The following is a 21,585-nucleotide window of genomic DNA, read 5'->3' on the forward strand; positions in this document are numbered from 1 at the left end:
CTTCGTCCCTAGTCAAAACTTATAAAAATCGCACCTACCTTTTTTCAGGAGGTGCGATTTTGTTTGGAGCTTAAAGAAAAAATCTTGATTTATTAAATTTTTATTTTTTTAGTTACAAACTGGTAAGTGATTACACAGACATTGTTTCAATTTGTGAAGCTTTGTAGGTGTCAACATATTTTGGTTCTATGTCCTCTACAGGAGTATGTTGAGCAGTTTCCTTGGGCATTACCTCAGTTATTTTTAGCACCTCACTTTGTAAATTGAAGATTTCTTCTAAGCTTTCCCAAGAAGGTGCAAAAGGAGGTAGAGCTAAGGAACAGGCTTTCCAGCCACCTCGAACAGGAACACCAAGCTGTTGGCAATTTCCACCTCGTCTTCCTTCTGGGGTGTAATACCGACAGGACTTACAGGCTGAAGTAACAGGATTAAGCGCCATTTGTTTTCTCTACTTCTTTGCAGCTATCACTGCGAAATTTTATTCCTAATCTATTTATCGCAAATTGCTGGAAGACAAAATTCGGCTTCAAATATTTATGCTGCAAGGGTTGTAGCGATCCCAAAGAAAAATTAAATTTTAGATTCTTTTCACTTTTACGTTAATAAACTTATACATCATGTAAGCGATAACTCGGTTATTCTCTATAAGAACAGAGTTGGGATCAATGCAAACGCCAAGTGGTTATCCTATAATAGTTAAATGTCTTTACTGTAGAGATTTCACTTATAAATAAGTTTATACCGGAATAATGCTGAAGGAATATTTTTCAGTTACTTTATCTAGTAAAATGAGATATGGTATTTTGGCGATCGGGTAAATACTGGGAAAGATTTCTGCGTTACTCCCTAGTTTTCGCTGCTGGGAAAAGGCAATTCTGAATTGAATCACTGTAAATTAGAGCAGATATCTGATTAAGAAAAATCTTACTTAAGTATGAGAAGTTATCTAAAGTAGGAAAATTCAGGTAGGTTACTTAAACTGTTCAGCTGTCCTGCTTTTGCTCAATTTTTTAGATGGGAGAGAAAGTTGTATCAGCTGTATAAGCTGAAGTAGCGACAAATGAGTTTATCTCCGATAATTGTCCTTACTAGTAAAGAAGTTTAGCCATGAATCAACTTTCACCTGTTGAGCCATTGCCAGAAACCACCCGCAACCAACCTTGCTCTCCGGTGGTGCAGGGTGTGCTTAGCTGTTTAGATGTGCAGCTAGAGGAAGAAATAGTTCAATATCGCCGTAAACGTTCGATTAAACAAGTGCGCCAGGGAGGTGTGTCTAAGAGTGCTGTTGGTAAGAAGGGTTTGGATTTGATTTCTGTTACTGCTACAGAGAGCCAGGTTCATTTGCCTACTGCATCAGTAAAAGAAAAAGAAAAAGAGTCTGTGGCAGAGCCGCTGTTAAATGATGATTCTGGGGCGGAGGAAACAATGCCTTTGTCTGGAAATGAGGAGACTGCTGCTGTTGCACCTGTGTTAAATGGAAATGCAAAGGTGGCTGGGGAAGCGAGGTTAGAATCGCCAAGTCCTAGTTTGGGTTTAGGAAATCCTGTAGGGAAAAGGTTGCCAGATGAGTATTTAGAGTCGTCGGAAGCGTTGCTGAATAATCTGGAAGAAGATGAGTTTGTTGAGCCAACGGCAAGCCCTAATAATAAGTTAATGACTCCTTTGGGGATTGGTTCGATGCTGTTGTTGTTGGTGGCGGCAGCTGTTCTGGGTTTTGTGGCGATGAATCCGGCGACGATTAGCCATTTGGCTGGTAATAAACAGTCTGAGAGTTCTAGGGTGGCGGCTGGAGGTGGTAAAAATGCTGGTGGGATTCCGAATTCGCCGAATTTGGCGGAGCAGGAGTTTGTGGATTTGAATTTGGAGACGCTGGCTACGGTGAATCCCAGGGGTTCTGCTGTGAGTCAGGTGGCTCCGGGTGCGACGAAAACTCAAGTTCCTGTTAATCCTCCTGCGCCGTTACCTAGTCCGGCGGCGGTGAATAATCGGTTGGATTTACCTTCGGCTTTGATTCCGCCTGCGGTTCAGTCGGGTATTATTCCGCCACAGGTGGCACAACCGCCTATTCCGACGGCACCGCCGAAGGTGGTGAGTTCGCCGCAGGCGGCTGCTGGTAGTAAGCCTGGGGCGAAAAAGCCGACTGTGACGAAGAAGGCGGAGAATAAGTTTTTGGTGATTATGTCTTATGGTGGCGATCGCAGTTTAGCCCAAGCTCGCAAAGTTGCACCAAAAGCTTTGGTACGTCAACTCAAACAAGGTAAGGCAATTCAATTGTCTGCCTTTCCTGATGAAAAGGCGGCGCAAAAGAAAGTGCAGGATTTGAAAAAGCAGGGAATTTCTGCCAGAGTCTATCGGCTTTAGAAGGTAGAAGGTAGAAGGCAGAAGGCAGAAGGCTTGAAGGCTGAAGGATAAATTTCTCCCCTGCCCCCCTGCCCCTCTGCTCCCCTGCCCCCTTGCTCCTCTGCCCCCCTGCTCCTGGGACTTGTAGCATAAGAAGTAGGAATGCGTTGGGAGCAGCGGTGATGGGATTGATCGATCGGGTTGTGCGAGTAATTAAGGCAAATGTAAGTGATTTAATTAATAAGACGGAAGATCCTGAGAAGATTCTCGAACAAACTGTTTTGGAGATGCAGGAGGATTTGATTCAGTTGCGACAAGCGGTGGCGGCGGCTATTGCGACTAAAAAGCGGACGGAACGGGATGTGAATGGGGCTCAGTCTCATGCTGATTCTTGGTACGATCGTGCTCAGTTGGCGCTAGAAAAGGGAAATGAACAGTTAGCTAGAGAAGCTTTAGTTCGACGTAAGTCTTATGCGGAAACTGTTCAAGCGTTGCAAGGGCAAGTTAGTTCTCAAGAGACTATTATTACTAAGCTGAAGCAAGATTTAAGAACTTTGGAGGGTAAGATTGCTGAGGCGAGAATGCGGAAGGATATGTATATTGCTCGTGCGCGATCGGCTCAGGCAGCGGCGAAAATGAATGAGTTAATGGATAGATATAATCCTAGTGGAACTTTGCGGGCTTTTGAGCGAATGGAGGAGAAGATTTTGGAATTGGAAGCTCGCTCAGAGGTGATTGAAAATATGGGAAGTCGGGAGTTAGAAAGTAAGTTTGCGGCTTTGGAAAGGGGAAGTGATGTTGATGCTGAGTTGGCGCGAATGAAGCAAAGAATTGTTGGTGGGACTGGGGATTAGGGATTGAGGGCTGGGAAAGTTTTGAGTTAATAAACTTCTCTGTTTCCCCATCTCCATTTCTGCTAGCCTCTAAATTAGTAGCGATTTGTAGAAATATGAAATACCATCAATTGGGCAAGAGTTCTTTAAATGTTTCCTGCATCGGATTAGGCTGTATGGGAATGTCAGAATTTTATGTAGGTGGCGATGAGGAGGAGTCAATTGCTACTATTCATCGTGCCTTAGATTTGGGTGTAAATTTTCTCGATACTGCTGATATGTATGGTGTGGGAAAAAATGAAGAATTGGTGGGAAGGGCAATTAAAAATCGCCGGGATGAAGTGATTTTGGCTACGAAGTTTGGTAATGTACGATCGGCAAATGGTGAGTTTTTAGGTGTTAATGGAACACCGGAATATGTCCGCCAAGCTTGTGATGCGAGTCTGCAACGTTTGGGAATAGATGCGATCGATCTTTATTATCAACATCGTGTCGATCCGAATGTGCCAATTGAAGAAACTGTTGGTGCAATGGCGGAGTTGGTGCAAGCGGGAAAGGTGCGTTTTTTGGGGCTTTCGGAAGCTGCGCCGGAAACAATTCGACGGGCAAATGTAGTACATCAAATTACCGCTTTACAAACAGAATATTCCCTTTGGACTCGCGATCCTGAAGATGAAATTTTGCCAACTTGTCGCGATTTAGGAATTGCTTTTGTGGCTTATAGTCCTTTAGGTAGAGGTTTTTTAACTGGGCAAATTAAGAGTATTGATGATTTAGCGCCGGATGATTGGCGACGTTTTTCACCTCGCTTTCAAGGAGAGAATTTTTCCAAGAATTTGGATTTAGTAAAAAAGATTGAAGAATTAGCGAAAGAAAAAGATTGTCAACCTTCCCAATTAGCTTTAGCTTGGCTGTTAGCTCAAGGTGAGGATATTGTGCCAATTCCGGGTACAAAAAGAGTTAAATATTTAGAGGAAAATGTAGCAGCAGCGGAAGGAGTTGCTTTAAGTTTGGGTGAGTTGGAAATGCTCGATCGCATTGCGCCAAAAGGTGTCGCTTCTGGTGAACGTTACCCGGAATTCGCCATGAAAGCTGTTAACCTCTAACCTAAGATATAAGATGGCTTTTTTGCGAATGTTTATGATTAACTAACTTAGCGATCGTCTTTTTGTGGAAGCGATCGCTAACTACTTTAAAACTTTTAATTATAACTCAATTTGCCCTTCTTACTTAAGTTATAAATTCACTCTTCGACTACCCCCTAAAACCGAATTTTCAGTAATAATTGAAGAAATGTTAAGTAACCAACAGAGATGGCTATCATCGCAAAAAAGTTTATTCCCAATATACCAGCATTTAAATCGAGAAATTATCGCCTTTTCTTTGCCGGACAAGGTTTATCATTAATAGGCAGTTGGATGACTCAAGTCGCTGCCATTTGGCTAGTTTATAAACTATCAACATCACCTTGGTTATTGGGAATAGTGGGATTTGCAAGTCAAGTACCGAGTGTAGTATTCCTCCCTATTGCTGGGGTATTTGTGGAAAAATGGAATCGCCATCGAGTGATTATTGCCACCCAAGTATTATCAATGATTCAATCTTTAGCTTTAGCTATTTTAACCTTAACAGGAGTGATTGATATTTGGCATTTAATCTTGCTCAGTTTATTTCAGGGTACAGTAAATGCTTTTGATGCGCCAGCACGTCAAGCTTTTGTATCAGAAATTGTGGAAAAGAGAGATGATTTAGCAAATGCGATCGCTCTCAATTCTGCTATGTTTAATGGAGCCAGATTAATTGGCCCAGCTATTGCCGGAATAGTTTTAGCCACTATAGGCGCAGGATATTGCTTTCTCATCGATGGACTTAGCTACATTGCCGTAATTTCCGCCTTATTATCAATGAAACTTAAGCCTCATATTGTCCCCTTAAATATTAAAGGAAATTCTTTACAACGTTTAAAAGAAGGATTTGTTTATACTTTCACTTTTCCTCCAATTCGCGCCATCATCTTGCTACTAGCATTAGTCAGTTTCATGGGAATGCAATATACAATTTTAGCCCCCATTTTTGCCACAAAAATCTTAAATGGAGGCCCAGATGCTTTAGGCTTTTTAATGGCAGCGTCAGGAATTGGGGCATTAGTAGGTGCGGTGTATCTCAGCAGTCGCAAAAGTGTTGTTGGACTTGGTAAAATAATTGCTTATGCACCAGCAATTATGGGAGTTGGATTAGTTGCTTTCGGCTTATCTCGTGCATTGTGGCTTTCCCTATTAATGATGTTTGTAATCGGGCTAGGTTTTATCTTACAATTTGCCTCCAGTAACACCTTATTACAAACAATAGTTGAAGATGATAAAAGAGCCAGAGTACTCAGTATTTACACATTGGCATTTTTCGGAGTTATCCCCTTTGGTAACTTGTTTGCTGGCGGACTAGCTAATTATATTGGTGCGCCTAATACAGTGATAATCGGCGGTATATTTTGCATTTTAGGTTCCTTAATTTTTGCCCGACAACTCCCTCGACTCAAACCATTTGTACATCCTATCTATGCCGAAAAAGGTATCATTCCCTCAGCTAAAAATTAAAAAATCTGTGTGAAAAGCCATGACAGAGTAAAAAGTTGCTTATAATTTTTTACACAGAACTTCAGAGTTACCTTAGCTAAGGACAGTTCTATGAAATACAAGCAGGTAGTAATTACTCGTCACGGTAGTTCGGAAGTTTTACAAGTAACAGAAGATGAAATTCCCGAACCAAAATCGAACGAAGTGCGGGTAAAAGTTCTAGCCACAAGTGCAGCTTTTACTGATGTTTTGGTGCGTGAAGGAATATACCCCGGAACACCTAAAGTGCCTTTTTCACCAGGCTACGATATCGTCGGTATTGTTGATAAACTAGGCGCAGAAGTTAGCAATTTAGAACTAGGAAAAATAGTAGTCGCCATGACAATTTTTGGCGGCTACACTGAGTTTATTTGTTTACCTGAAACCGAACTAATTCCTGTACCTTCAGAAGTGAATCCTGTAGAAGCAGTTTGCTTACCTTTAAGTTATCTTACTGCTTATCAAATGTTACATCGCATTGCCAAAGTTCAATCTGGTGAACGCATTTTAGTTCATGGTGCTGGCGGTGCGGTGGGAATGGCTTTGTCGCAACTTGGTAAACTGGCAGAATTGCAAATATATGGTACTGCTTCTCAAGGTAAACATGAATTTGTTTCTAGTTTAGGAGCAATACCAATCGATTACAAAAATGAGGATTTTGTCAGCAAGATTCGGGAACTTACAAGTGATGGTGTAGACGTAGTTTTTGATGGGGTTGGCGGTAATTATATTCCCCGTTCTTATAAAATTTTGCGCCCCAAAGGAAGATTAGTTAATTACGGGTTTTCGGGAGTGTTAAAAAGTAAAAATGCCAGGTTAATTAAATTAGTTTTTGGTTTGGGATTATTGTCAATTCTCAACTTAATTCCTGATGAAAAGGAGGCAATTTTCTACTCTGTTGCTGATGCAAAAAAGAAACATCCTGATTGGTTTAGAGAAGATCTAACTCAGTTACTGCAATTACTGAAAAATCAACAAATTCAACCAAAAATTGCTGCAATAATGCCTTTATTAGAAGCAAGTCGCGCCCATGAATTAGTAGAAAATTCAGCTGTTAGCGGTAAAATAATTTTGGCTTGCAATACATAAGGGCATAACATGGAAAATTCTATAAATTCATCGCCAGTTTTTCAGCGTCATTTACCATTAGAAGGTAGCTATAATATCCGGGATATTGGAGGTTATGTTACAGTTGATGGTTATCAAACACGCTGGAAAACTATTCTGCGTTCAGATAGTTTGCATCGACTTTCACCAGTGAGTCAACAAGCAATAATTGATTACGGGGTAAAAATAATTATTGACTTACGTTACGCTTCGGAAGTTCAAAATAGACCAAGTGTTTTTGCTGAATCAAAACAGATAAAATATCTCAATGTTCCCTTGTTTGAGAATGAATTATTAGAAAAATTAAAAGTATTAAAAAGTCAGGCGGAAAACTACTATGTTTGGTTAGATAGCTGTCAAGCACAGTTTCGGAAGATTCTAGAAACTATTATTGATAGTTTACCATCACCACTTTTAATTCATTGTACGGGAGGAAAGGATCGCACGGGTTTAACTATTGCTTTATTGCTGAGTGTGGCGAATGTACCAGTAAATACTATTGTGGAAGATTTTGTTTTAAGTGGTGATTATCTCGCGCCGATGTTTGCGCCTTTGTTACCAAAAGCCAGAGAACTTGGCTATGCTTATATGTTTGAATGTCGTGCAGAAACTTTGTTAGATACTTTTAAGTATTTAGATGAAAAATATGGGGGAGTAATTGGTTATTTGCATACAATTGGTTTAACAAGCGAGCAAATAGATAATTTACGTTCTTTGTTGCTGGAAGATCGACAAAATCTAGATTAATTATGATATAAACAATGATTTTTCGCCAAATTATCCAATTTATTCTCACAGGCTTAGTAGCGTGCTGGTTTATAGTTTTTGGATACAGTGTTAACGCTATAACTACAGAATACTTAAGCGAACAAGGGGAATTGTTTCGGCAAGTACTAACGGCTGCTAAATTAACGCCTGATGATTTCAAATTAGATCGGGCAGATATGGCGTTATGGGGTGGTGACAAATATCGATTTAAAATGCTGGATTTGTTTTTTGATAACCCTTGGAAAATTAGCGGTTACACTCGCACTATCAGTGGAGACTTTTTGGCTGCTAAATCTGATTTAGCTTTTCTAGCTGCAAGTACTCAGAGAAGAATTGATGCAGAAGGTGTTAATCCTAGATTAAATACAGATTTATTAACCAAATATCAGCAGCAAGTCAAAAAATTGGGTGATGATGCTTTAGCTGTTAGTTTAAGTCAATTAACTGGCAAATCTGCTGATAGTTTTAAAAATCAGCAATATGAAGCTTTACCCTCACAGCTACGTTCTTTTGTCGCGCAGTTTTTATTAACCATACCTGATGTGCTGCATTATAGAGATTTGGGACTTTTGCGATCGCTCAAAAAGCTACAATTAAATCCGGATCTAACCTACAGCAATGTCATTGATTACATAATGCAGATTGTTAATCAAGACACTCCTCAAGCAAAAGAGGAAACCCCAGAACAGATAGTATTAATTGAATCTTTGCTAGATAATGTTGATTTTAAATTTCTGAATACGGGAGCTACCTTAGCTATCAGTGCGACTCAAGAATTGCAAAATCAATTGAGTCAGTTAAATCTCAGTTCTTTGTTGATTGATGAAGATTTCATTATAGATACACCCCAAGGTGAAATTATTATCAATGGTAAAGGCGATCGCATTTATCCCCCAAAAGATTATCTACTGATAATTGATATTGCAGGTAACGACACTTACTCTAGTGGTGCAGCAAATAGAAATATCAATCACGGTGTCAGCGTTATTGTTGACTTAGCAGGTAATGACCAATATTCCAGTCCACTAGGGACAGTGCCGAGTTTTGGTGCAGGTATCTTTGGCTATGGGGTGCTGATGGATATGCAAGGTAATGATATTTACCAAGCAGAGTACTTTAGCCAAGGAGTGGGAATTTTTGGTACAGGCATTTTGTACGACGCGCAAGGTGAAGACACTTATGGTGGTATTGGCAATCTCCAAGGTAGCGGTAGTTTTGGTATGGGACTGCTGATCGATAATCAAGGGAGCGATCGCTATTCTTTATATAGATATGGTCAAGGCTACGGTTTTACTAAAGGTGTGGGACTATTGCTAGATAGTGAGGGTGATGATTATTACATCGGTATGGAAGACAAATATCCCAATGGTGGCCCCTTTGGAGCCGAAAAGCACGTTCATTTCTCCCAAGGTGCAGCTTTTGGTAGACGTGCTGACTACAATGATGGTCACAGTTGGGCTGGTGGAATGGGGATGTTAATCGATGGCACAGGAAATGACCGCTACGAATGCGATGTTTACTGCCAAGGTACAGCTTACTGGTATAGTTTGGGTTTGTTAGTAGATAAAACCGGAGATGATTATCACCGAAGCGGAGTTTATAGTTTGGGAGGTTCACCACATTTTGCTGTTGGTATTTATCAAGATGATAGTGGTAGCGATCGCTATAAAGTGAGACTTTCGCAAAGTCTGGGTAAAGGTCGTGATTGGAGTATTGGCTGGTTTGAAGACAGTGCAGGCAACGACCAATATTTAGGACATCATGGAATATTAGGTAGTGCAGATGTTAATGGTATTAGCGTTTTTTGGGATAAGAAAGGTGATGATACTTATCTATCTTTTGCCGAACCTGCTTATGGACAATCTTCTGTTGAAGGTGTATCTGGTTTGCGAGAATTCATGCTTACTTTAGGCTTATTTGTTGATGGTGGGGGAAAAGATAATTACTTTTTAGTTCCAGAAAAATACAATCAAAGCAAGTTAGAAGAGGTAGAGATAGATCCGCAAAATTTGTTAATTAACCCTGTTGTTGGAAATAATCAAATTTGGTGTCGTCCTTCTATTCCTCATGATGTTAAAAGAGCTTACGGTTGTGGGATAGATAGAAATTAACAAATAGGGAATAAAAATATAACGATCGGATTTTTTGAAAGTGCGATCGCAATTCCCTATCCACAATATAATTATTAATACTTGAATAGACAACTTAAGCCATGACTCAAACAAACCGAAAAATTCCCCGTCGTCGAGGCAGACTATTCCCAGAATTCACAATACCCCCAGAAGAACTAGCCAGACGCAAAGCCGAAAAAGATGCTCGCTCTCAACGTTATCGTGAAGTTTTTTCAAAAGTCAGCCCTGAATTGATGAAAAACCATTACAACTGGTTTATTGTTATTGAACCAGACAGTGGTGATTATTTTATCGACATTGATGAAGAAGTAGCAGTTCAAAAAACTCGTCAAAAGTACCCTAGCGGAATGGTTGGCATTATGCGTCTTAATGAAACAGGAACTTGTGGAATGATATGATTTCAGGCAAGTTCGGTGAAATAGGGGAGTTAATTTTTGAAATTGATTTAATTGCTGCTGATGGAGAAAGGTTTACTATCGATGGGCTACTAGATACAGGATTTACAACAGGCTGGCTTGCACTTCATACCCAAGATGTTCTCAGTCTGGGGTGGGTTATGATTGAAAGTGAACGAGCCATGCAGATTGCACGGGGCGAGGCATTTTTTGATGTATATGAAGGAAGAGTTGTACTGGATGAACAGGAATACATAATTCCGGTTTTAGCTGGGGATGGAATTCCTGAATCTTTACTGGGTTTACAATGGTTGAAAATGCTGCCGCTAACGGTGAATTTTGCTGCTGGATTGTTGACTTTAGGGTAAATAGGAAAGGTGGGGAATTTGTTGATAATTGCAACGTCAAGGGATGGGGGTTTTATATGTCCAAGGATAAGTAAGTTATACAGCGCATTTATTTCATAGTTCTCTCTCAGTTAATAAAGGTTTTAGATCCATTTTTTTTAGTAAGAGCAGAAGTTATGAGCAACAGTTCTTTCTTTGGAAAACCCAAAGAACAATCGAAAGTCAAAATTGAAATAGTTGCTAAATACTTTCGGGCTTGGGCAGAAATAATTATACCTAGAGCCAAAAAATATCAAAAAAGTATTGCCTATGTAGATTTATTTTCTGGCCCTGGCGAATACCAAAATGGTTATAGATCTACACCACTGCTTATCTTAGAACGTGCTATAGCTGATCCTGAAATGCGAGATATGCTAATAACTATCTTTAATGATATAAATCCAGAGCATACTAAATCTCTACAGCAAGCAATAGACTCTATACCGAAGATACGCATTTTACAAAATAAGCCATTAGTCTTAAATAAAGCAGTAGGAGAAGAAATTTTACTCGAATTGGAAAGAATCAAATCAATTCCTAAACTCTTTTTTATAGATCCTTATGGGTACAAAGGTTTATCCCTTACTCTCATTAGCTCTGCAATTAAAGGCTGGGGTTGTGATTGTATATTTTTCTTCAATTACAACCGAATAAATATGGATTTGAATAATCAATTAGTAAAAGAAGATATGAATTCTCTATTCGGCAAAGAGCGAGCAGATAATCTTCGAGAAAGACTTGCACCAATGCAGCCTGATGAAAGAGAGTCAACTATTGTTAATGCTATTGGTGAAGCTTTGAAAGAAGTAGGTGGTTCACATATTCAGGAGTTTTGCTTCAAGAATGATAGGGGAAACCGTACTAGCCATTATCTAATTTTTGTATCCAAAGATAAGTGTGGGCATTCCATTATGAAAGATATAATGGCTAAAGAAGGTTTTATGACAGAAGAAGGTGTACCATCTTTTGAATATAGTTCGGTCACACATAGGCAGCTTTCTCTATTTGATGATTATCAACTAATTGAAAAATTGAAAAATATGTTGATGGATGAGTTTGCTGGTCAAACTATTACTATGATAGATATTTATGAGCAACATCATGTTGGAAAACGCTACATTAAAAAAAATTACAAGGATGCGCTTCTCCAACTAGAGGCTCAAGGGAAAATTACAGCTATTCCAGCTAAACGTAAAAAAAACACTTTCGGAGATAATGTACAGGTTATATTCCCGCCTAAGCAGTAAGTGCTACTTTATTTGATTTGCGGGATGTTCTCACTTTATGTTTTTCCCATTTTTTTCTATGCTGTTCCCATGCTGTAGGCATCTCATCCCAGATTTGATCATCTAAAAGTCTTCCACCTGCTTTTGGTGTTCTACCTCCCCATTGTTTAAAGAAAAATGCCACATCAGCTTCTTGACATTGAGCGCGAATACTTTGCACCCATTCTAATTCTATAGGACGGTGTTTTACACCCGATTCTCCGCCAACAATAACCCAGTCAATATCTGTTAAGTTAAGCTGCAAAGCACCTAACAGAGGTTCGCAGGAAAGAAAGCGTACATTTGCAGGTACTTGTCGCAAAGAATCAACCCGATGAACGTAATTTTGATTTTCTACAGAGACCCCCATCCAAATATTGTTGTGCCATTCTAATTCAGGTGCTAATTGAAGCAAACGATCATGGCGTTTAGTTAGTATTTGATATATATGCCAAGGGGTTTCACCAATTACATCAAACACTTGTTTAAGGAAATCAATTGGCACTTTTTCATGAAATAGATCGCTCATTGAATTCACAAAAATTCTGCTGGGAGTACGCCAGTGTTTAGGCTCTTCTAAACGTTCTGGATGCAGTGTCAACTCAAATCCATTAGGAAAGTTTTTTGGGAAACGTTTGGTGAGAGCTTCTGCATAGCAATGCGTGCAACCTGGACTGATTTTATTACAGCCAGTTGTAGGGTTCCAAGTTCTATCTGTCCACTCTATACCAGTATTAGTGCTAGCCATATTCAGACTGTACCATTGAAACAGCAACTTTTGTGTTGAGAGCCATAAAAACAAAATAGTACAATTGCACTATTTGTTAGGAATATTATGCCCTAAAATGCAGCAAAATACCAGAAATATATTTTCTATTTAGTAGATTAAATAAACAAATTCGCAATCTACAAGCTTGTAAATGAATGGATTAGAACTAATAAATATGAATAACTAAAAACAACGATCGCTCTCACCATTTTAAATTAATATCCGGCTACACCTTTTTTTTCGGGATGATAAGCGGTAATTGCTACTTTTTGATCGGGGGTGTAAATCGCCTCGACTTTTGCCCATTTGTAGTGATACCAATCTACCTTAATTCTGGCACCTTCAGCTGGCTGGCTACTGATACGTCTGTAGCCAGCTTGCTGCATAATTTCTTCAAATTTATGGGTAGGTAAAGTTTTACTACTAATCTTACCTATGCCGTCAATTTGATGTTTATCGAGGGTCATAGTCTCCCTGGTAGGTGCTGTATATCCGGTATCCCGGTAATACTAGCGCCAAACCAGCGAAACTATGTATTGTACCGGGATAGCTTCTTTCTGCTTTGCTACCACCGATGCGGAAATTCCATGAACCAAACCAACAATATATCCCTGGAACTAGAGCGTCCATACTGTATGCGATCGCTCTTTTCTTTTCACCTGGAATTGGTTGTATTTCTTTAAATGAACGCTTGTGATCTTTGTAGCGATAGGCGTTATTTAAAGCCAGCATTCTAAGTCCCTCTTTATTCATTAATTAATGATGTCTTAATCTTCCGAGAATTGGAGAACGTAATTGTTTCTCTTGGCTGTTTACTATTTCAAGATAACACAATGTCACACAGTATTAAATAAATATTTGCAATGATTAGGAAAAATTTCTTACTCTTGACATAGTTAGAAGTGAAGGTTATGTGAGTTTATCAAAATGTTAAGGAAAAAAATCAGATCGCACATCATGGAGAACACGCACGACCTAAAATTTGCATCTAGTGAAAAAATCTATGAATGACGACTTCCATCGGGCATAGTTGCTCCTGTTAAAATTGCTTCTTGCCATTTATTTGCTGTAACTTCCATGAATGCTCCCCGGAGACTAGCACCACGTAAATCTACTTTACTCATTTGTGCTACACAAAGGTTAGCTCCCCACAAGTAAGCTTCTCGCAAACAAGTTTCAGTTAAGTCAGCATCGCCCAAATTAGCCATATTTAAATTCGCGCCTGTTAAGTCAGCTTTGCTCAAATTTGTTTCACTCAAATCAGCTTTACTTAAATTAGCGGCACACAAATCAGCTTTAGTTAAATTTGCCCTAATTAAGTTAGCTGCATGAAGATTTGCTCTAGCTAACATGGAAACGCGCAACTGAGTATTGCTTAAATTACTAGCTAATAAATTAGCTCCGCTTAAGTTTGCGCCGCTTAATTTTGCCTCACTGAAATTAACTCCCTCTAAATCGACACTATTGAGATCTACACCATTTAACCAAGCATTACTTAATTTAACTCCGTTTAGTAATGCTCCCCGCAATATTGCGCCACTCAATCTGGCTCCGCTAAGATTAGCCCAACTAAAGTTAGCATCTACTAAATTGGCGGAACGGAAGTTAATTCCCCGTAAATCTGCGCCACAAAAATTTACACCTTCTAAGTTGGCTAAACGCAAATTAACTGCGGTAAGAATTGCGCCGCTGAGTCTGGCTCCTTTGAGTACAGATTTAACTAAATAAGCTCCTTGAAGATTTGCTTTTGTTAAGTCGGCATTTGTTAAGAATGACTCATTAATTTTGGCAAAACTTAAGTCTGCTCTATGGAGGAAAACGCCACTTAAATTGCTTCCGGTTAAATGCGATCGTTTTAAGTTAGCTGCTGCTAAGTATGCGCCGGAAAGGTTGATTCCTGTTAAGTTGGCATTTTCCAAGTCAGCGCCGATTAAATTAGCTCCGGTAAAATCCCTTTCCCCGGCTGCGTAGCGTTTGAGTAATTCATGAGCATCCATTATGATTAATCTCCATAATATTGCTAAAAATAGTCTCTATTTATAGCTTGCCCAATAAAACCCCAAAAAAATATTAATTTTCTTGCTATAAGTGATAACTTTACTTGCTGCAACATGAAGAATTTTTACTTTTCCTGATAATACTAGTAAAAGGAGCTAGCTTTTATGAGAATTGTAGCTCATCAAACAGGTTGGTAGTAGGGACTTCAGTTCTAGCTTTACATAAAGGAATGGTGCGTTTCTTTTCGCTCGAGAGTTAATGCCAACAGCTGTAAAAGTTTCGGCTGTGGGCGGAGGCACTAAAGAGATTTGCGCCTCTGAAATTTATTATTAAAAAAACCAGCGTTTTCCTGATAATTCCTCATTAAACTTAGCTATTCATGCAAAGTTCCATCGGGCATTGTTGCACCAGTTAAAATTGCCTCTTGCCAGTCTGCACCATGCAAATAAGCACCCCGAAGACTGGCTCCTCTTAAGTCTGCTCCGCGCAATTCAGCGACATTTAAATTAGCGCCCCACAGGTAAGCTTTCCGCAAACTGGCATCTGATAAATCGGCTTCGCTTAAATTAGCCATGTTTAATTTGGCTCCAGTTAAATCGGCTTCATTTAAACTAGCAGTAGTTAAATCAGCTTTGCTCAAATTTGCTTCGCACAAATCTGCTTTAGAAAGTACCGCTCCGGTTAAATTTGCTGCGTGCAAGTTAGATCTAGCTAATAATGTAACTCGCAACTGACAATTACTTAAATTAGTGGCAGATAAATTAGTTGCTGTTAAATTAGCACCACTCAGTTTAGAGTTACTTAAGTTAATTCCGTCTAATTCCATACCACTTAAATCTACACCGTTAAGCAGAGCTTCAGATAACTTAATTCCATTAAGTGATGCTCCTTGGAGTAATGCACCACTTAATCTAGCTCCAGTGAGATTAGCCCAATTTAAATTGGCATTGGTAAGATTTGCGGAACGCAAATTAACTTCGCGTAAGTCTGCTCCACATAAATTTATTGCTTCTAAATTAGCTAAACGAAAGTTGACTGCGGTTAAGATTGCTCCGCTTAGTTTGCTTCCTTTAAGTATTGACCTAACTAAATATGCTCCCTTCAAATTAGCCTTGGTTAAGTCTGCATTTGTTAGTAATGCTTCGTCAAGTCTAGCAAAGCTTAAGTTCGCTCGATGTAGGAAAGCATTTTCAAAGTTCGCTCCAGTTAATTGCGCTCGACTTAAGTTAGTTGCTCCCAAATATGCACCAGAAAAGTTAGCTTTTACTAAATGAGCTCTTTCTAAGTTAACGCCGATGAGATTGATCCCACTAAAGTTTCTTTCTCCTTTGGCATAACGTTCGATTAATTCATTAGCGTCCATTTCTTTAATCCCCAGTGAAGCCTATATTAATAAGTCTAGATTTATTTATGCTTATTCTCCACTGTAATCTTACGTGAAATAAATTTTTAAACAATTTTCAATATACTTTTGCGGCGAAATATAAATAAATTTTAACTTTCGCTCGGACAAGCTATGATTGAAATGAAGGTGGTAGTTGTTACTAGCGTGAATAAAGTTACTTTTGCTGCTACCATAAATTATGGTATTAGATTCTCGTTCTTTCTTTTATTAATGAATGCTTCTGCGATCGCTCCTGTGCAATTTCTCCAACGTCAAGCGGCTTCTCTATTGCTGTATCAATCTGTTTTGGAAGATACCCCAGGTGTGGCTTTCCTGAACTTGCTGCAAGCTTTGAGACATCGCGATGCAGATGGATTAAGTTATTTACAAGCTTATGGACAATGGGTAAAGGCTTTAGCTAGCAAAAATCAAAGCTGGCAGGAATATTTATTAAGCAAAATTCTCCGGGATGAAAATCCTTTTAGCCAACAAGCACAGTATTATAAATTAGCAGATTTACCTCCGGCTTTAGTTGCTGCGGCTAGTCAAGATTTACAAGCATTACAAAGTCTTTACGAATGTAGTGGCGCTGATATTAGTTATTGGATTCAAGAAGCTGCTCAACTGCCTTTGGCTCCGGTTGTTTGGTATTTAGAATCCGATCGAATAGCTGGTTCGGCGCAAGAAGTAGAGTTAATTAATACTTGGCAAGAATTAGAAGATTGGACAGATGTTTTAGCAGATTTAGCTAATTATTACCGGGAATTTGGTACGGGGATATTTGCGGAATATCAAGCTTTTCGCTGGCAAGCTGGAGAATTAGTGGGGATTGCTTATCCCGATCCGATTAACTTAAAAGAGTTAGTTGGCTATGAGTTACAACGAGAGGCGTTAATTAAAAATACTGAGTTTTTATTAGCAGGTTATCCGGCGCTTCATGTGTTACTTTATGGCAGTCGAGGTTCCGGTAAGTCTTCTTTAGTTAAAAGTTTGTTGAATGAATATGGCGATCGCAATTTGCGCCTGATTGAAGTCGCCAAAACTGAACTGAAAGATTTACCATCAATTGTGGAAAAGCTGCGAAATTTGCCTCAAAAATTTATTATTTTTGTTGATGACCTTTCCTTTGAAGAAGACGACGACGCTTTCAAAGCTTTAAAAGTAGTTTTGGAAGGCAATGTAACAGCTAGAACGCAAAATGTCGTGGTTTATGCTACTTCTAATCGACGGCATTTAATTCGAGAATTTTTTGCAGACAGACCTCGACCAAGTGATAATGAAGAAGTTCATGCTTGGGATACTATGCAGGAGAAACTTTCTTTTAGCGATCGCTTTGGCTTAACCTTAACTTTTGAACCAGCAGATCAGAAAACTTATTTAAAAATAGTACAACATTTAGCTAAGCAAGCTGCGATTAAATTACCACCCGAAGAAATAGAACAGCGGGCGTTACAATGGGCAACTCGTCATAATGGCAGGTCAGGACGTACTGCACGCCAGTTTGTAGATTTCTTAAGTGCAGAGTTGGCAATTTAAATTTAATTTTCGAGTTAATCCAAAGTCGCAACCCTAAAAGCAATGTGTTAAAGATAACATTCACAAAAAGTTCATAAAAATTTCTATCCCAGGTTAGTATTAAAAATTTGTCAACTCACGTAAGGTATTATAGTTTCTTTCAACAAGAATGAGCCATAACTGCCTTGAAAAACGGTGTCATCCTCAACGCAAATTACCGAAAATACCAACGCTACTTTGTGGCTATCGTTGCTAATGCGATCGCTTTAATTTCCACATGGTTGTTACAACCTATACTTACGCCAACGCTGTTTGCTTTGTTTTTTGCCTCAATTACAGTTTCTTCTTTGTATGGTGGAAGAGAATCTGGACTACTAGCTACACTATTAGCAGGAATTACCTTCAGCTATTTTTTCGTTCCGCCATTTTTCTCCTTAGAATTTGCCTCAACACGAGAAGTTTTTCGGTTAATTATTCTGTTATCAGTAGCTTTGTTATTGGCGTTTGTCAGTGCAGCTTTGCGAAGTGCGAAGTTACGAGTGGAAAAAAATTTCCAAAAGCTGCGGGAAACTCAGCAAATGTTTGAAAGTTTTATGAATCATAGTCCGGCGACGGCATTTATTAAGGATGAAGCCGGACGTTATATTTATGTTAATCAAACACTTGAGCGAATATTCGATCGACCGTTAAAAGATTATCTAGGAAAAACTGATTTTGATTTTTTTTCGGCAGATATGGCGCAACAATGGCGCGATAATGATTTAGCTGTTTTAGCTGCAAATCGGGCGATCGAATTTAGCGAAACTGTCTTACTAAAAGATGGAGAACATATCTACACTTCATTCAAATTTCCCTTTCCCGATGCTCAAGGGAGAAAGTTACTGGCAGGAATGTCATTAGATATTACTGAATCCCAGCGCATTAAAGAAGCATTGCATGAAAGTAACGAACGCTATCGGTTATTAGCAGAAGGTTTGCCACAATTTGTTTGGATTTCTGAAGCTAATGGTCAACTGGAATACTGCAATCAATATTGGTACGAATACACAGGTTTAAATAAAGAGCAGACTCTTAATTCAAGTTGGAGTACAGTTGTTTATCCTGATGATGTAGAAAGATTAACTCAACGATGGAATACCGCCGCAGCGTTGCAAGAAAGCTACGAAATAGAGTATCGTGTTCGCCAAAATAATGCACAATATCGCTGGTTTTTAGGCTCTGTTGCTCCGATTCATGATTATCGCGGTAATGTGATTAAATGGGTGGGAAGTGCGATCGATATTCACGATCGCAAACAAGCAGAAGCGGAACGGACAAAACTTTTAGCTGCCGAACAAACAGCACGTCAAGAAGCAGAACTAGCAAAAACTCAAGCAGAGGTAGAACGTTCTCGACTGCAAGAATTTTTCCGCAAAGCACCAGCATTAATTGCTGTAACTAAAGGACAGGATCATATTTATGAATTTGTAAATACCGCTCATCAAGAAGTAGTTGGTCGTTCGGAAGCAGAATTAATTGGTAAACCAATAAAAGCAATTTTCCCCGAATTGCGGGGACAGGGATTTTTTGAAGCATTAGACGAAGTTTATCAGACTGGAATTCCTTTTCTAGGCAATGAAATGCTTGCAGAATACGATCGCTACCATAACGGCACAATTTATCAAGGTTTTTTCAATTGTGTTTACCAACCTTTGTGGAATACTGATGGTGAAATTGAAGGGATATTGCTTCATGCAGTAGAAGTAACTGAACAAGTATTAGCTAGACGGCAAACTGAGGAATTACTGAGACAATTAGAATCGGAAAGAGCACTTTTAGAAGCAGTTTTACAACAAATGCCGGGAGGAGTAATTATTGCTGAAGCACCTTCTGGTAGGCTAATTTTAGGTAACAAACAAGTAGAAGAAATTTGGCGAACGCCCTTTATTCCTTCTGATAGTGTTAAACAATACCGTCAGTATCCCGGTTTTCATATTAATGGTAAATTGTATCAATCGGAAGAATGGCCTTTAGCTCGTTCTTTGGTTACAGGCGAAATTATTACAAGTGAAGAGATTAAGATATTACGAGGTGATGGAAGCTATGCTTTTATTGAAGTGAGTTCCGCACCAATTTGCGATCGCGCTGGTAAAATTGTCGCAGGCGTGGTAACTTTCCACGACATTACTGACCGGAAACAAGCAGAGAAAGAGCGAGAACAACTGTTAGCAAGAGAGCAAGTTGCTAGGGAAGAAGCGGAAGCCGCCAACCGCACCAAAGATGAGTTCTTAGCAGTGCTTTCTCATGAATTGCGATCGCCCTTAAATCCGATTTTAGGCTGGGCAAAATTATTAAGAACTCGGCAAATGGATCAAAACAAAACTGCTCAAGCATTAGAAACTATTGAGCGTAATGCTAAACTACAAGCGCAGTTAGTTGAAGACTTATTAGATGTTTCCCGAATTTTGCGCGGCAAGCTCAGTTTAAACATAACTGCTGTGGATTTAATCACTGTAATTGAAGCTGCGATCGAAACAGTTCGTTTAGCAGCAGTCGCCAAATCTATCCAGATTGAAACAATTTTTGCCAAGGATGTTGGCTTAATTACAGGCGATACTAACCGACTGCAACAAGTAATTTGGAATTTGCTTTCTAACGCCGTTAAGTTTACCCAAATTGGCGGCAAAGTAGAAATCAAATTAGAAGAAGTTAATCATCAAGCCCAAATTCAAGTAACTGACAATGGTAAAGGAATTAAACCAGAATTTCTCCCATTCGTTTTTGATTATTTCCGCCAAGCTGACAGTAGCACGACTCGCAAATTTGGCGGTTTAGGGTTGGGATTAGCGATCGTCCGTCAAGTAGTAGAATTGCATGGGGGAACTGTATTTGCAGCCAGCGAGGGAGAAGGTAACGGCGCAACTTTCACTGTTAAATTACCCCTATTAAACAAGGTAAATAAAATTATCAGTACGGAAAACAATGGTTCTTCCACAATTAATATTAATCCTTTGCCTCTAGCAGGGATGAAAATTTTAGTAGTAGATGATGAAGCAGATGTCCGACAATTAATTAGTTTTGTTTTAGAAGAATATGGCGCAACAATTACCGTAGTAGCATCAGCAAAAGAAGCCTTAACAGCATTAAAGCAATCCCTGCCAGATATTTTAGTTAGTGATATTGGAATGCCCGGAATGGATGGTTATATGTTAATAGAAAAAGTGCGTTCTTTACCACCAGAAAAAGGGGGAGAAGTTCCAGCGATCGCACTGACCGCCTACGCCGGAGATATTAATGAGCAAAAAGCACTTTCAAGTGGCTTTCAAAAACACATTGCTAAACCCGTAGAACCAGAAGTATTAATGCAAGCAATTACCAGTTTGGTTAAACCTAATAATCTCATTCAAAATATCCTTTAAAAAGGAGCGATCGCATATTAAAAAGGTACATGATGGCGCTGTCTTCACTCCTTATCTAGGAAAGACCGCGCCATCACGAACGTGAAAATTTATTAAGTATTATTGCTTGTCAGTCATTTTTGCGATCCCTCTAGAAAAATAACGGCTCGAATTGATGCAAAAGCTGTTCCGAGGTGCTACAATACTAAAAGAGAATTAAATATCGGTTGCAGCATTTGTTTTTAGTATTAACTAGTTTCTACGTTTTTCCATTGACAGACTTCTCTCCGAAATTTCACTCTCCACACCCCTTAAGTTTTGGAGTCAATCTATGTCAATCTATGTAGGCAATCTGTCTTACGACGTTACAGAAGCTGATTTAACATCTGTATTCACAGAATATGGATCGGTAAAGCGAGTTCAGTTACCTATTGACCGCGAAACAGGTCGGATGCGCGGCTTTGGTTTTGTGGAAATGGGTGCCGATTCTGAAGAAGCGGCTGCCATTGAAGCACTTGATGGTGCAGAATGGATGGGTCGTGATTTAAAGGTCAATAAAGCAAAACCTCGTGAAGAACGCGGTGGCTCATTTGGTGGTGGACGCAGAAATAACAACTTCTCCCGCAGCTACTAAACGCTAATACTAAATAGTATTTAGTATTAGCTCTCAAAAATAGACCATTAATAAGTCAAAAGGGTTCAGG

The 21,585-nt window shown here is 39.2% G+C and carries 20 protein-coding genes; 13 read left to right on the forward strand and 7 right to left on the reverse strand.

The genetic code is table 11. From position 1 onward, the window contains the following. Window positions 1-130: 130 nt before the first annotated feature. Window positions 131-439, reverse strand: a complete 309-nt coding sequence (locus tag ACE1B6_RS27140) for a hypothetical protein (RefSeq protein WP_413260421.1) — start codon at window positions 437-439, stop codon at window positions 131-133. A 297-nt stretch (window positions 440-736) separates the two neighbouring features. Continuing rightward, window positions 737-889 (reverse strand): hypothetical protein, encoded by a 153-nt coding sequence (locus tag ACE1B6_RS27145; RefSeq protein WP_413260422.1) that lies wholly within the window; start codon window positions 887-889, stop codon window positions 737-739. Window positions 890-1,107: 218 nt separating this feature from the next. Between ACE1B6_RS27145 and ACE1B6_RS27150 the strand changes: the two genes are divergently transcribed. The 10 genes from ACE1B6_RS27150 (at window position 1,108) to ACE1B6_RS27195 (ending at window position 11,820) form a co-directional block, all read left to right on the forward strand. After that, window positions 1,108-2,361, forward strand: coding sequence for an SPOR domain-containing protein (locus ACE1B6_RS27150; protein WP_413260423.1), 1,254 nt, complete (start codon window positions 1,108-1,110; stop codon window positions 2,359-2,361). Window positions 2,362-2,522: 161 nt separating this feature from the next. Further along, window positions 2,523-3,194 carry a PspA/IM30 family protein gene (locus ACE1B6_RS27155; protein WP_413260424.1) on the forward strand — a complete coding sequence of 224 codons (672 nt, stop codon included), beginning with the start codon at window positions 2,523-2,525 and terminating at the stop codon, window positions 3,192-3,194. Between the two features lie 95 nt (window positions 3,195-3,289). Beyond that, window positions 3,290-4,279, forward strand: a complete 990-nt coding sequence (locus tag ACE1B6_RS27160; RefSeq protein ID WP_413260425.1) for an aldo/keto reductase — start codon at window positions 3,290-3,292, stop codon at window positions 4,277-4,279. Window positions 4,280-4,486: 207 nt separating this feature from the next. Beyond that, complete coding sequence (locus ACE1B6_RS27165) at window positions 4,487-5,767, forward strand: MFS transporter (RefSeq protein WP_413260426.1); 1,281 nt, start codon at window positions 4,487-4,489, stop codon at window positions 5,765-5,767. A gap of 90 nt (window positions 5,768-5,857) precedes the next feature. After that, the gene (locus ACE1B6_RS27170; protein WP_413260427.1) at window positions 5,858-6,874 is read left to right on the forward strand and encodes a medium chain dehydrogenase/reductase family protein; all 1,017 of its coding nucleotides are present in this window, start codon (window positions 5,858-5,860) and stop codon (window positions 6,872-6,874) included. 9 nt (window positions 6,875-6,883) lie between these two features. Beyond that, on the forward strand, window positions 6,884-7,639 hold the full coding sequence (locus ACE1B6_RS27175) for a tyrosine-protein phosphatase (protein WP_413260428.1): 756 nt from the start codon (window positions 6,884-6,886) through the stop codon (window positions 7,637-7,639). A gap of 14 nt (window positions 7,640-7,653) precedes the next feature. Then, window positions 7,654-9,771, forward strand: coding sequence for a hypothetical protein (locus ACE1B6_RS27180; protein ID WP_413260429.1), 2,118 nt, complete (start codon window positions 7,654-7,656; stop codon window positions 9,769-9,771). A gap of 101 nt (window positions 9,772-9,872) precedes the next feature. After that, a complete protein-coding gene (locus tag ACE1B6_RS27185) occupies window positions 9,873-10,190 on the forward strand; it encodes a hypothetical protein (RefSeq protein WP_413260430.1) in 318 nt (105 codons plus the stop codon). Continuing rightward, window positions 10,187-10,555: an aspartyl protease gene (locus ACE1B6_RS27190; RefSeq protein ID WP_459563115.1), complete on the forward strand. Its 369-nt coding sequence runs from the start codon at window positions 10,187-10,189 to the stop codon at window positions 10,553-10,555. The genes ACE1B6_RS27185 and ACE1B6_RS27190 overlap by 4 nt, the downstream gene beginning before the upstream one ends. Before the next feature lie 155 nt (window positions 10,556-10,710). Then, window positions 10,711-11,820 (forward strand): three-Cys-motif partner protein TcmP, encoded by a 1,110-nt coding sequence (locus tag ACE1B6_RS27195; protein ID WP_413260432.1) that lies wholly within the window; start codon window positions 10,711-10,713, stop codon window positions 11,818-11,820. Here ACE1B6_RS27195 and ACE1B6_RS27200 read toward each other — a convergent pair. The 5 genes from ACE1B6_RS27200 to ACE1B6_RS27220 all read right to left on the reverse strand — a co-directional run bounded on the left by ACE1B6_RS27200 (window position 11,810) and on the right by ACE1B6_RS27220 (window position 15,968). Further along, window positions 11,810-12,586, reverse strand: coding sequence for a DUF5131 family protein (locus tag ACE1B6_RS27200; protein ID WP_413260433.1), 777 nt, complete (start codon window positions 12,584-12,586; stop codon window positions 11,810-11,812). The two genes, ACE1B6_RS27195 and ACE1B6_RS27200, sit on opposite strands and share 11 nt — an antisense overlap. Window positions 12,587-12,822: 236 nt before the next feature. Then, complete coding sequence (locus ACE1B6_RS27205; RefSeq protein WP_413260434.1) at window positions 12,823-13,074, reverse strand: hypothetical protein; 252 nt, start codon at window positions 13,072-13,074, stop codon at window positions 12,823-12,825. Beyond that, on the reverse strand, window positions 13,061-13,360 hold the full coding sequence (locus ACE1B6_RS27210) for a hypothetical protein (protein WP_413260435.1): 300 nt from the start codon (window positions 13,358-13,360) through the stop codon (window positions 13,061-13,063). The genes ACE1B6_RS27205 and ACE1B6_RS27210 overlap by 14 nt, the downstream gene beginning before the upstream one ends. 248 nt (window positions 13,361-13,608) lie before the next feature. Beyond that, a complete protein-coding gene (locus ACE1B6_RS27215) occupies window positions 13,609-14,604 on the reverse strand; it encodes a pentapeptide repeat-containing protein (RefSeq protein WP_413260436.1) in 996 nt (331 codons plus the stop codon). A 374-nt stretch (window positions 14,605-14,978) separates the two neighbouring features. Beyond that, window positions 14,979-15,968 (reverse strand): pentapeptide repeat-containing protein, encoded by a 990-nt coding sequence (locus tag ACE1B6_RS27220; RefSeq protein ID WP_413260437.1) that lies wholly within the window; start codon window positions 15,966-15,968, stop codon window positions 14,979-14,981. 252 nt (window positions 15,969-16,220) lie between these two features. On the opposite strand from ACE1B6_RS27220, the gene ACE1B6_RS27225 reads away from it, so the two are divergent. The 3 genes from ACE1B6_RS27225 to ACE1B6_RS27235 all read left to right on the forward strand — a co-directional run bounded on the left by ACE1B6_RS27225 (window position 16,221) and on the right by ACE1B6_RS27235 (window position 21,515). Then, entirely contained in the window at window positions 16,221-17,525 is a 1,305-nt protein-coding gene (locus tag ACE1B6_RS27225) for an ATP-binding protein (protein WP_413260612.1), read from the forward strand. Between the two features lie 164 nt (window positions 17,526-17,689). Further along, window positions 17,690-20,902 carry a hybrid sensor histidine kinase/response regulator gene (locus tag ACE1B6_RS27230; RefSeq protein ID WP_413260438.1) on the forward strand — a complete coding sequence of 1,071 codons (3,213 nt, stop codon included), beginning with the start codon at window positions 17,690-17,692 and terminating at the stop codon, window positions 20,900-20,902. A 310-nt stretch (window positions 20,903-21,212) separates the two neighbouring features. Continuing rightward, complete coding sequence (locus ACE1B6_RS27235) at window positions 21,213-21,515, forward strand: RNA recognition motif domain-containing protein (protein WP_413260439.1); 303 nt, start codon at window positions 21,213-21,215, stop codon at window positions 21,513-21,515. The last annotated feature ends 70 nt before the right edge of the window (window positions 21,516-21,585 follow it).

This window comes from Floridaenema fluviatile BLCC-F154 (genome assembly GCF_041929135.1).
Classification (GTDB): domain Bacteria; phylum Cyanobacteriota; class Cyanobacteriia; order Cyanobacteriales; family Aerosakkonemataceae; genus Floridanema; species Floridanema fluviatile.